At 48.2% G+C, this 11,174-nt stretch carries 11 protein-coding genes and 1 pseudogene; 2 read left to right on the top strand and 10 right to left on the bottom strand.

All coding sequences use genetic code 11. From position 1 onward, the window contains the following. Positions 1 to 257: 257 nt before the first annotated feature. The 8 genes from OCV81_RS11290 to OCV81_RS11325 all read right to left on the bottom strand — a co-directional run bounded on the left by OCV81_RS11290 (position 258) and on the right by OCV81_RS11325 (position 9,730). Positions 258 to 4,190, bottom strand: coding sequence for an Eco57I restriction-modification methylase domain-containing protein (locus OCV81_RS11290; RefSeq protein ID WP_148330094.1), 3,933 nt, complete (start codon positions 4,188 to 4,190; stop codon positions 258 to 260). Between the two features lie 6 nt (positions 4,191 to 4,196). After that, complete coding sequence (locus OCV81_RS11295; protein WP_148330095.1) at positions 4,197 to 5,216, bottom strand: restriction endonuclease subunit M; 1,020 nt, start codon at positions 5,214 to 5,216, stop codon at positions 4,197 to 4,199. 232 nt (positions 5,217 to 5,448) lie between these two features. Beyond that, positions 5,449 to 6,657, bottom strand: a complete 1,209-nt coding sequence (locus OCV81_RS11300) for a tyrosine-type recombinase/integrase (protein ID WP_148330096.1) — start codon at positions 6,655 to 6,657, stop codon at positions 5,449 to 5,451. A 5-nt stretch (positions 6,658 to 6,662) separates the two neighbouring features. After that, positions 6,663 to 7,322, bottom strand: coding sequence for a hypothetical protein (locus OCV81_RS11305; RefSeq protein ID WP_148330097.1), 660 nt, complete (start codon positions 7,320 to 7,322; stop codon positions 6,663 to 6,665). Between the two features lie 2 nt (positions 7,323 to 7,324). Beyond that, positions 7,325 to 8,257, bottom strand: coding sequence for a relaxase/mobilization nuclease domain-containing protein (locus tag OCV81_RS11310; protein ID WP_148330098.1), 933 nt, complete (start codon positions 8,255 to 8,257; stop codon positions 7,325 to 7,327). Continuing rightward, positions 8,254 to 8,619 carry a plasmid mobilization protein gene (locus tag OCV81_RS11315; protein ID WP_148330099.1) on the bottom strand — a complete coding sequence of 122 codons (366 nt, stop codon included), beginning with the start codon at positions 8,617 to 8,619 and terminating at the stop codon, positions 8,254 to 8,256. Before OCV81_RS11315 ends, OCV81_RS11310 begins: the two co-directional genes overlap by 4 nt. A gap of 181 nt (positions 8,620 to 8,800) precedes the next feature. Further along, positions 8,801 to 9,256: a DUF3408 domain-containing protein gene (locus tag OCV81_RS11320; protein ID WP_148330100.1), complete on the bottom strand. Its 456-nt coding sequence runs from the start codon at positions 9,254 to 9,256 to the stop codon at positions 8,801 to 8,803. A 249-nt stretch (positions 9,257 to 9,505) separates the two neighbouring features. Further along, positions 9,506 to 9,730, bottom strand: coding sequence for a hypothetical protein (locus OCV81_RS11325; protein WP_148330101.1), 225 nt, complete (start codon positions 9,728 to 9,730; stop codon positions 9,506 to 9,508). A 69-nt stretch (positions 9,731 to 9,799) separates the two neighbouring features. On the opposite strand from OCV81_RS11325, the gene OCV81_RS11330 reads away from it, so the two are divergent. Both OCV81_RS11330 and OCV81_RS11335 read left to right on the top strand, forming a co-directional pair. Further along, complete coding sequence (locus tag OCV81_RS11330) at positions 9,800 to 10,114, top strand: helix-turn-helix domain-containing protein (protein WP_148330102.1); 315 nt, start codon at positions 9,800 to 9,802, stop codon at positions 10,112 to 10,114. A 41-nt stretch (positions 10,115 to 10,155) separates the two neighbouring features. Beyond that, positions 10,156 to 10,458, top strand: coding sequence for a helix-turn-helix domain-containing protein (locus OCV81_RS11335; protein WP_148330103.1), 303 nt, complete (start codon positions 10,156 to 10,158; stop codon positions 10,456 to 10,458). Between the two features lie 96 nt (positions 10,459 to 10,554). On the opposite strand, the gene OCV81_RS11340 is transcribed toward OCV81_RS11335, so the two are convergent. Next, positions 10,555 to 10,947: a transporter gene (locus OCV81_RS11340; protein WP_262640335.1), complete on the bottom strand. Its 393-nt coding sequence runs from the start codon at positions 10,945 to 10,947 to the stop codon at positions 10,555 to 10,557. Continuing rightward, positions 10,944 to 11,174, bottom strand: a pseudogene (locus OCV81_RS11345) (hypothetical protein); the annotation flags it as partial. The gene OCV81_RS11340 and the pseudogene OCV81_RS11345, both read right to left, overlap by 4 nt.

Below are 11,174 nucleotides of genomic sequence, written 5' to 3' on the forward strand. Positions count from 1 at the left end.
GAATAAAAACATAGGAGATTAAGCATATGGCAACGAATCCACCGTCTGGTGACAGACATCGTAATGGGGCAGTGAAAGGACGTTCACAGACTTTCAATCCCAAGACAGAACAATGGGTAAAACGAGATTCCGAAACAGGTCGTTTTATGGATGTTAAGAAAGATGGTACGCCATTCAAAGGCGTAAGGAAAGAAAAATGATTATTGCTTATAGCGAAGGTGGGCGAGTTATCCCCACCTTCGCTTTAATTTATACTTTTACTGCATTGGTTTTATCATCTTTTCGATGAATGCAATTTCTTCATCGGTTAGATGATATTTGATATAAAGTTGTTGGTCTATTTCGGGTATTGTTCCACTCCAATTAATATCACCATTTATGGTAAAATCTTGAATCGGAACAAATGCAAAACATTCCTTTGTCACATTTACAGAAGTTATCCCTTGCCGAAGAAAAAAACGAGCAAATTTCGTTAGAAGATACTTTTTATAATTCGTAGCTTCTTCCAATGTACAGAAGACAGCTGTATCAATGTAAGTTTCAGTATTAATTTCAGCAGGGGATAGTATTTGAGGCTCGGTTAATACCCGATATCCTTCACCCGGTTTAACACTCATTTCACCATTGCTGGGAACAAAACGACCAACAATTATCTTAAATTGGTCTATATACTCAATACCCTTAGATATGTCTGTGCGATAAACTTTCGCCCATCCTTTGCTTGTAAGTATCTTCACATCACCTTTATCACTTCCTCGAAAATATGTTCTAAATCCAAATGGATTGATTGAAAGAACAAGACTATTCAGATATGATATGGATTTTGATGTTATTTTTTCAAGGATAGAAACAGCCGCATTTGAACGAATAAGTGTATCAAATTGATTTAAGTATCGGTTTGCCGTAATATCTTTTAAGGCATTATAATTTGTTACCTTACAAGTTCCATTATAATTCGCATCCCATAAGAACGTACAAAGCCCGCCTGCAATATCAACCGTAGGAAAAAGGTCTTTGCTTAGCTCGTAGTCATGTAGTTGAGAAAGATGAGTATCAGAAATCATATCAGAACGAAATTCATCCAAACCTCTTCCACCCGCATACCAACGTGCAGGCATTATCAAACTTATATAATCAGGATGTACTCGTTTTGCAATATTCATAAAGTATTGATACACAGGAACGGCTCCTCTATCAGTGCCTCCGTCCATAACCTGATACGGTGGATTTCCTACTATCGCATTGAATTTCATATTGTCGTCATCATTAGCTTTCCAGAACGAGCGTCCCTTTGCCATCTTCTCGATGAAGTTCTGGGGTTTGTTCTTGATTTGGTTGATTAAATCCTCGAAATAACGTGTGTTTACTTTGGTTTTTCGGAAGCCTACCAGCGTCCGCTTGGTGATACTCTTTGCCATCGGTGTCTTGCACACCACGAAGATGTTCTCCGCCACCACCTTGTCCCATACCGCCTGTTGTTCCTCCAACGTGTCGGCGGAAATGGTGCTGTCTTTCAGCCGCGCCCGATAGATGCCGTAAGCCATGTAAAGCGGATACAGGCCGGACTTGGAGTTGATTTCCAATATCCGTGCATCGGAAGTGAATACCTCAGCCGTCACCTTGCCGTGGTCAATGAAACGTGGCTCGTAAAGCGTGTACTCGTATTCCTTATCAAAGAAGTTGTAGCCACCCAGACAGTCGCCGAGGTGCATGTTCACCACGCGCCACGGCGTAAGCACGGTTTCCTTATCCGGATTGCGGAAGGTGCTGAAAATGTCCGTGATGCGTCCGATGCGTTTTTCCACACTTAGCTTGTCCGCAGCCTTGGCCATCGCACGGATGCGCTTGCCTGCCGCACGGAAGATGTCTGGGTCGTAGTATTTCTTGAAGGTGTTGAACTTCTGCTTGCTCACCCCCTTGGGCATAAACTCTTGCCACGAACGCGGGTCTATCTTCTCGGCGAAGTTGTCAATGGTGATTTCCTCGTCCTCGTTCTCCAACTCCGCACCATAGATGAGCAAAGGCATACGGATGGAAATGCCCCGGAGAATAGAAATGGCCGCCTCACGGTTTTTCGTCTTCTTTTTCAGTTCTTCCAGTCTGCGCTTCTCTTCCTCGGTAAGTTCCTTCTTGGATTTCTTCTCCAGTTTCTCCTTCTCCTCGTATTCCTCGCCCGTCAGCCCTTGGTTGTTGATGTCCACCTGATTGGTCTTGGGCATCGCCTTGGTCTGGCCGATTATCTTTTTCAGGTCGTCAAACTCCTGCAACTCCAAATCGCCCAGTTTCAACAGTTCGTCATTGTAAAGGCTGTTGTCCTCGAAGCCGTTGCGTACCACGCGCTCCACATAGACTTTCTTGAGCTGCTCCAGCATACGAGGCACATCAAACTTGTCCATCCGGGAGCCTTCAATGGAAATGACCGGACAGAAGTTGAGGAAGTCGCCCATAATCTTGCGGTCGTTCTGTGAGGTCTTTCCCGCCTTAGCGGAAATCTTGGCGGTCTCGGCAAGCACACGCAAGGTGCGGTCGGGGGCAAAGTCGAACACGTAACACTGCTCCTTCACACGCCCGTTGATGGTGGCAGGGGTCTGCACCCGGAAAATGGTCTGCATATAACTGGATGCCGCCGTATTGTATGAGCCGGACAGCATGAACACAGCCGTCCATGCAGGAACACTTACACCCGTTGTCAAACGCCCGCAGGACAGGGTGATGGTGCGTGTCGCATCCGGGTCTTTGCCGATGGCGTTGTTCACCGCTTCCAAGGCATCGCGGCTTTCCTCGTCCTCATCGCCGTCACCAGCCACGTTGACGATGTTAAAATACTGGAATACTGGATGCCGCTGTAACAACGCACTGAGTGCCTTGGCCTCCTTTACCCCCGGAAGCATCCACAGCGTATGCCGGAAGATACCCCGGTATTCCTCGTTGGCAAAAGGATAGCAGCTATCCTTGTCCTCCTTGGTCAGCAGGTTGAGGAAAGCGGGAACATCCCGTTTGTGGACAAAGCCGCCATCCTCGTTCACGCGGAAGAACTCGCGGAAATTGAACGCTACGTCCTCATCGGCGAACTCTTTGAGCAAGCGTCCGAGGTCGTAGGTATAGATGTTCATGACGGGCAGTGCTGCGTAGGGATTCGGGTCACCCTGATGTACCCTGTCCCATTCCTGTTTGGCGCGTTGCTCCATCACGTAGTCCCAGGTGTATATCTCGTCCTCCTTGAAATCGTCCAGTAGGTTGAACGGTGTTCCTGACAAGCGCAGGACTTTTGTATCGTCCTTGACCAGTTCCACCATCACCGCCTTGCCCAGTTCCGTCTGTGTGCCCTCGTGCGCCTCGTCCACGATAATCAAGTCCCAAGGCGTGGCGAACACTTCATTGTTCTTATCGAAGTTGCCGCCCACCAGTTCCGAGCCGCGTAAGTCCTGCATGGAAGCGAAATAAACGTAATGCAGACCGTTAGCCTTTGTCCGCCGTTCAAGGCTCTCGTGACTGTCCCCGTTGTTCTTCGAGCCGTAGGCAAAATCACTCCGGTCATAAAATATCTTGCCGAAGTCCTCGAACCATCCGCTGTCTACCACGGGACGGTGGGTCAGAATGAGTGTCCGCCGGAAATCCATGTCCTTGACCACCTGCAAGGCGGACAGGGTCTTACCGAAACGCATCTTGGCGTTCCACAGCATCTGATTGCTTTTCTTGAACTGCCGCTTGGTCTTGTCGATGGCTTCCCGCTGCTCGGGACGGAAGATGATTGGGCTTCGCCCGTATGCCACCTCTCCCGGCAAAAGGGATTCCTTGCCCTCCTTGACGGCTGCGATGGCACGTTTCACAACATCCAAGTTGGTGATGAACCATTCGTTGGCTCCGTTCACCTTGTCAAACACTTTCTTCTTTACGCCGGAACGCTCCAATACGACATGGACTTCCTTGTCGTTGAATGAACGCAAGCCTCCCCGGTTGTAGAGAGCCAACTCGGTGTAAAGCAACTCATAGCGGATGCCTGCCGTCTGCGTGTATTGGTTGATGCGTTTCCTTGCCGCCTCGTTCAAGGGCTTGCTGTTCGGTGCCAGCCCGATGACGTTCCCGTCGTCACAGGTGGCCTCGCCTATTTTCAGACAGCCCTCGTGTTCGGCATCGTTGATGCGGAACACATATATCAGCTTCAGTTTCAGGGAAGAGAAGTATTTCATAGGCATTCATTTTAGGAGGTCGATATATTTGATTCGCTTACCTTTGCGTCCGGTCTGAGGATCTTTGGCCCGCCAGTCCTTGATAAGGCAATACGTCCCGTTGTGCTTGAATATGTTATCCGTTCTGCATCCCTCGCAAGGAGTGACAATTTCCTTGCTTTCACCGAAAAGGGACACTTCCGTGTGTACCTTGTCCTTACAACTTCCGGGGACAACGCCTTTCAGCCCGTCCATCTGCCACACGTTCCACGAGATGATATAGGCGATGTAATTGATGGATTTTTGCAAAGGGTTCTTGCCGAATTTGGCACGGTAATACTCGATGAAAGAATAGAGCATGGACTCACGGGCGATGAGCAGGCTGTCACCCTGCCATTCGTAAGCGTATGTACTCTTGTAGGCTTCCTGTGCAGCTTCCAGCCACTGGCCGGAAGTGTCTGTATTCTCGCTGACGACCCGCAGTTTCCGGTCAAGCAGGCCTATACGCTCGACGATGGGAATGACAGCCCCAGTGGTGGTATCATAGCGGCTGACTATATAGGGAGCTTCGCCACAGGTGATTTCAAGACGGGTGTCACGCACATAGTCCTTCCATGTTTTTCCTTCGGGAAAAGTTATCTTGTCAGAATTCGTTGTCCATCCGTACGTGCCATCCTCTGACGTGTATTCCGTGTTGAACACGTCTTTCCTGCCGAACCACGCTTCATCAATGAGGTTGTTCTGCGCGTTGCACACCCATGAAGGGGTGAACACCTCCGCCATTTCCCGTACACGCGCCGACTGGGTGTCCCTGTGCTTCAGGATGCGTGGCATGATGACCTGTCCGTTTTCGCCCGTAATAAGCTCCGGCAATATCGGGTCATGGTAGCCATACCCTTCACCGAGGTGTTCATAATCGGAAGTTGCCCAGAAGATATTGCACACGGCATCGCCCCTGCTCGTCGTATGGTCTTTGAGCAGGGTCGCCAACAGTTCCGGAGAAGCCCGGAGGATGTCGTTCTCCAATATGTCCGCTATGTCTGGCATGTTTGATACGCTAGGGGCAAAGCGTATCTCCTGACGGGAGAGAATAAAGGCTGATAATCAGATTGTTTCCTGTTGGCTTGTAAAACAAAGGCTATTTTTAGGCTGCTTTTATGCTTGTCAAGTGTATTTTAGCCGGGTGCAAACTGCTCATTTTTCGCAAAAATGTGTAAATTTGCACCCGATAGTGTATCTCCCGTCAGAAGCACCGCCATTGTTTTCAAACAATCCCTGCCTATAAGTCTTTTAGGATGATAGAGTTCGCCTTGTCTATCACCGAACCGTCCAAGGAGGCGAGATAGATGCGTGTGGTTTCTTCCGAATCATGTCCCATACCTTCGCTGATGACTGAAATCGGTATGTTCTTGCTTTTGGCAATACTTGCCCATGAATGCCGGCTCACATACATGGTAAGCGGTGTCGTTATTCCGCACAGCCGGGCGATTTCCTTCAGATACTTGTTGATACGGAACATCGTGCTCTTGTATTGGCTGCGCAAATTGTTAGATGGAAGCTTGAGGATGGGAAGCAGATAATCCTCGGAACAGCCTGCCGCATATTGGGCGACAATCGCTTCCATGCAGCTTTCCCATTTGATGTGCAATTGCTGCCCCGTCTTATGCCTGCGGTAACTCAATATCCCGTTCTTCAGGTCGGACTTCTTGAGGTACGCCATGTCAATGAACGACATGCCACGGGTGTAAAACGAAAAGAGGAACATGTCCCTCGCCAGTTCCCAATGCGGTTTCCCGCTCAGGTTAAGTTCCTTAATGTGCTTGATGTCCTTGAAATGGATGGCACGTTTTGGGGTCTTGTCCATTCCGGTATAGACATGCTTGAATGGATGCTTTTGCACGGTCAGCCCTTTTTCCACGGCACGGTTGTAGGCGGCACGGAGGATGCGCATATAAAATGATATAGTATTCAAAGACACGCTTTTCATCTTCAACCAAGCCTCGTATTCCATCATCAGGTCCGCATCCATATCATCCAACTGCACATCCTTGTTGCGTCTGAAACGCATGAAACTGGATAATGCCGCCGAATAGGTTTCTGATGTCCGTTCCCTGTTTAACCGCCTTAACTGAGCGATGACCGATTCCATGAAGCTGTAGAAGGACTGCAATTCAGATATTTCACGGAAACGGCTTATGATGGCATCTGTGGAGCAACTATCTTTACAAGACAACTCTTTGATAACGGATTCCAACCTCCCCACATCCCGGTTCACTTGCTGGACAATCAACCGAAGGTGATGCTTCCTTTCTGCCGGAAGCATGGTGGGTATGTCAATCATTGACAACTTCCCGTTCCATTCGCTTTCAAATATCCGGTAGTCCGTCCTGATGTGTCGGACCACGCGGTTGTGTATCACTTGATAATAAATGCTGCCCTCCTTGCCGTCTATGGAAGAAGGACGGAATTTTGCTTTTACTGATGCCATCCACGTTACTTTTTGTTATTGGTAATTTGTTCCACTTTCAACTTCTCCTGCATCAGGCTGTCGGAAACAGCCTTCAAATCCCTGTCATAATCGTCAGCCTCTTGGCGCAACCACTCTATGGTTTCCTCGTCACGCCGGATGTCAAACACATCGTTCAGCCAAAGGATAGTCTTTGCATCGCAACCTCCCCATGAACGAATAATCCGGAACTTCAGCGCATCGTCCGCATACTGACATCTGGACTGCCAAAGTTCGATGTTGCCCCAGATGGATAGACCGCAAACGACACCCATGACGACCAAAAAGGAAAACACCTTGCTTGACTTGATGTCGAAGCTGTGGCGGTGGATATGTTCCTGCGGTTCGTTCACCTGTCCGTTAGCACTTCGAGTAAACGATTCTTTCAAATCACGCAACAGATTCAGAATCCGGTTTGACGTGTAGACTTCCGCCTCTCCGAATTTGTTCAGTATGGCTTTAGTCTGTTCCCGGTTTTCTCTGGCAGAAGTATTCAGCAATTCCTTTATGGGAGCCAAATCCATTGCCGGAGGCTGTCCGTCTGACTGGTTGTTGCTTACTTTCGGAGTATTCTCCAACTTGCTGTTTATACTCTTTAAGGCACTTTTGATGTCCTCAAAGAGCGCATACACTTCGTTATTATCCATGTTTATAAACTGATTTTACGTTGTTTCTTTTTCTTACGTTTTAACTGTTTCTCAAAATAGTTCTCATCTGCCTGACCGTTTGTAGCATTCGGCATGAGCAAGCCTATGGAACCACTGTACAAATCATCGTTGCCCATCACTTCAGATTGCAGTGTCGGCTGCTCGGAAACCTGATTGCCCGTCATTATCCTTTGCTGTTCCTCCTGCCTGTTGGCGTTCATAGCCTCGTCTATCTTGGAATAGCTGAACCGCCTGTCAATCTTGGAGCCGCTGAACGAATAGCCGTTCTTGGAGAATATGACACCCTGTACCTCGTTCGACTTGCCTTTGTACTTGAACTGCATTTCCACTCCTTGTTTTTCCAGATTAACGGCTAACTGCCGCCAGTTACCGTATCTTGAAACTTCCGATTTAAGGAGAAAATAAAGTTCGTATTTAGTCTTGTCCGGTTCTTTCAGCCGATGCAGTTTCACCTTTTCCTTGCCTTCGGATACGTACAGACCGTACTTCCGTGTCAGTTCCTTGCAGATACGTGTGCTACGTATCCGCTCGTTCTGGTCGCTGATTATCCTGCCGTCATTAGCGATGCGGTTGAATGCGATATGCACGTGCGGATGCTCCTTATCAAAGTGGCGCACGACAAGAACCTGTGTGTCCTTTATACCCATTCTCTCCAAGTATTCCAATGCAATTCCTGCCATTGTCCGGTCGGTAAGACGGTGCTCGTCCTCCTTGGAGAATGCCAGTGCGATATGTCCGACAGGCTTCATAACCCTCGGATTCATCCCAGCCTGCGCCTCAAAACTCATGACTATTGTGTCCTTATCTTCGGAAAACAAGCCGTCGCAAACAAGGATTTTGGCATCCTTTTCCTTGTCAAGAATGTAGTTAACCACACCCCTGAAGCTGCTTCCCTTGACAATTTTGGCTATCATAGGAGGATAAGGTTCAGCAGTTCCTCGATACGTGCCACGAGCACACGGCATTCCATCCTCACCGTGACGAAGCCTGCGGCATTCGCCTTGTGCGCAAGCTGGTTCAGGTTGTTCGCCATACCGCACAGCTTGCGGACATAATCCGTATGTTCCGGCGTGAGCCGTTCCTTTACATGGCAGCTTCTCATACACTCGCGCAGGAATTCCCCGGCGGATATGCCTGCGCTCCGAGCCTTGCCTTTCAGGGTGTAGTAGTCCGATGTCGCCATCTTCACCGTGAGACGGTATTTCAGCTTGTCTGCCGCCTCCTTCTTGGGGCGACCGCCCTTGTTCCTTCTGTCGAATTTTCGTTTCTGTTCCATTGATTTATAATGATTAAAATGTAATTACTTGATAGACCAACGGGATGCGTTTCCCACGAATTTAAAGAGTGGAAGCAGGCGGTTTCGGTATGCCCGAAACACAAACTTGCTCCCCTCAAAACTCCGTTGGATTGGTTCAGAGTAACTCTCAATAACACCCCGTAAACCTGTTCTTTAATTCTCAGAGTTTACGCCATGCCTCGATGTTCTCCCCGTAGGTGGCAAGGTGGTGGCGGGCAATGTTCTCCATCAGTCCCGACACGCTCATCCTGCGACTGCCGAACAGGCTGACGATGCGGTCGAGGGCATCGCGTGTGTCGCGGCTGAGGAACACGGGTTTCCGGTCTTCGATGGACGGTACCGGGAGGAACATTGCCTTGTATTCCTCCAGCGATGCCCTGCGTTGCTTGCCGCTGACACGGTGTACCACCTGCGGGCTTCCATCCGTATTTTCCTGCACGGTTTCACCTATTTGTTCATCCATGTTCTCATCCGTACCTGCCTGTACATCCTCGTGCTCCTGTGCCGGCATACCGGCAGGCACAGGTGCAGGCTTCTGTTCTTCCACTTCCGGCTTGGTTCCCAAAAAGATTTTCAACTCTTCATCCATTGTCCGGCTGCTTGCATTCTTTCTCATACTTGTTTGAATTAAATGTTTAACAATAGTGGTCGTAGTGCGCACATTTGACCGATTATCGGCAGCAAAGGAAATGGATATAATACAGGAAATCAAATACTTGGATTGGCAGTGGCAACAATGTGGCATTTTGCATTTTTCATGAATGATTAGTGGTGGATAATTCACCGATTTGCCACAGAGGTAAAAAATAGCTGTTTCATATTTAAGGGCCTAATCCGACCGGATAAGACGAGAATAAGAATGTTCTCAGGAACTTGATTGGAAAATCATCTTGCAGTACACGGTATCCGAAATATGCCACAGGCTACCGTACCAGCGCCAAATGCTGCCACGATGCTGCGGGTTGGTTGTAATCTGCCGAAGTTGGCTTTTCTTTGTACAGTCGGCAACCGGAAGGGCTGTTGCGGAATATGGAATTAAGCCAATCCCTACCACTTGCCGCCACAAGCTGCCAGTCAGTAGTAAAGCCATTGTCCGATACTGGTATTGGCTTTACTTTGCAGACAAACAGGATTACCAACAATAAAAACAGTATATGCAATGAATGAATTTGTGATTATCTCGAAAGACGTGTTTGAAGAAATGGTCGGAAAATTTAACCACTTCTCCGACCGAGTGAATGAAATCCTCGGCAAAAGAGAGGAAGGACGGCTCAGCCGCTGGATGGACAATCAGGATGTCTGCCAGCAGCTTCGTATCAGTCCGAGAACCTTGCAGACGCTTCGCGACAACGGGACGCTGGCTTACTCCCAGATAGGGCATAAGATTTTCTACAAGCCGGAAGACGTATTGCGTATTGTCCAGCTCGTGGAGGACAGACGAAAGGATGCAACCTGTCGGGGAAAGACTATCTGAATATAATCAAATCTATTGTACCACTAAATCCACTGTAACAAATGAACGGAACGATTAAAACAAATGATGAATGGGCTGTCGGCTTCATGAAGGAACTGGACTCTATGCTGAACGGCATTGAAAGCATGAACGAAAAAAGCAAGGCTTCATTCGGTAATGAACGCTTCCTGACGGACAAGGAGGTGTCGGCATGGCTCAAAGTGAGCCGACGCACCTTGCAGGATTATCGTAACAACGGGATAGTGTCCTATTACCAGTTGGGTGGTAAGATTCTCTACAAGGAATCTGACATCGAAAAGCTGGTGATGGGCGGGTATCGGAACGCCTACCGAACGGAAACGTAATTTTGTAAAGTATGAAAGGAACAGAAGCCGATGGCGACAGGTAAATTACCCGGCCATCGGCTTCTTGCATTATTATCATTATAGATACAGACAACATTAACATTTGTATCGTGGATTGGCTTCGGACAGTGAAAAGAACAAATGAATGGGCTTTTCCCGATTGGAGGCATACAGCCTTTCCATAATGAACATTCTGAAAGCCATACATTCCCTGCTACGTAGCCTGAACGCAAGAGCTATGACCATTTCAAGGCTGTACACCTCGTAACGTGTCCCGTCTTCCTGTCTGATGTAGCACATTGTTGTTTCTTCCAACAGTTCATGATTCTTATAAATATCACGGATAGCCTTGTGGATGTCACAGCAGAATACCATAAACAGGTCTGCCATTTCCTGCATCGTCATCCAAACAGGATCGGTCGGTATCGTGACCATTCCTATTTCACTAATTGTAATGATTCCTCGTTCCATGTTTGTATTATTTTTCATTTGTCAGAATTTCGTTTACATTCCTTTTTCCAGCCGCTGTAATTGCCACATTTGAATACACGTGAGGGCATCTCGTCATCAGGCAAGGAGAACTTGCCTTTGGTCGTTTCGGACAATACAGCCAAATCCCGGCTTACTTTCTGGTTGGTGATTTGTAGGCTCGGCTGTCGGCGCCATGCCACCTTACGGTGGTAGGTTTCCGACAGCCTGCCTCCGAACCGTACGTA

The organism is Phocaeicola fibrisolvens, assembly GCF_025567125.1.
Classification (GTDB): Bacteria; Bacteroidota; Bacteroidia; order Bacteroidales; family Bacteroidaceae; genus Phocaeicola; species Phocaeicola fibrisolvens.

Bases quoted from the DNA above. Each gene is read 5' to 3' on its own strand.
- OCV81_RS11290 (WP_148330094.1), bottom strand. From the start codon at position 4,190: ATGAAATACTTCTCTTCCCTGAAACTGAAGCTGATATATGTGTTCCGC.
- OCV81_RS11325 (WP_148330101.1), bottom strand. From the start codon at position 9,730: ATGGCTTTACTACTGACTGGCAGCTTGTGGCGGCAAGTGGTAGGGATT.
- OCV81_RS11320 (WP_148330100.1), bottom strand. From the start codon at position 9,256: ATGAGAAAGAATGCAAGCAGCCGGACAATGGATGAAGAGTTGAAAATC.
- OCV81_RS11335 (WP_148330103.1), top strand. From the start codon at position 10,156: ATGAACGGAACGATTAAAACAAATGATGAATGGGCTGTCGGCTTCATG.
- OCV81_RS11300 (WP_148330096.1), bottom strand. From the start codon at position 6,657: ATGGCATCAGTAAAAGCAAAATTCCGTCCTTCTTCCATAGACGGCAAG.
- OCV81_RS11305 (WP_148330097.1), bottom strand. From the start codon at position 7,322: ATGGATAATAACGAAGTGTATGCGCTCTTTGAGGACATCAAAAGTGCC.
- OCV81_RS11315 (WP_148330099.1), bottom strand. From the start codon at position 8,619: ATGGAACAGAAACGAAAATTCGACAGAAGGAACAAGGGCGGTCGCCCC.
- OCV81_RS11340 (WP_262640335.1), bottom strand. From the start codon at position 10,947: ATGAAAAATAATACAAACATGGAACGAGGAATCATTACAATTAGTGAA.
- OCV81_RS11295 (WP_148330095.1), bottom strand. From the start codon at position 5,216: ATGCCAGACATAGCGGACATATTGGAGAACGACATCCTCCGGGCTTCT.
- OCV81_RS11330 (WP_148330102.1), top strand. From the start codon at position 9,800: ATGAATGAATTTGTGATTATCTCGAAAGACGTGTTTGAAGAAATGGTC.
- OCV81_RS11310 (WP_148330098.1), bottom strand. From the start codon at position 8,257: ATGATAGCCAAAATTGTCAAGGGAAGCAGCTTCAGGGGTGTGGTTAAC.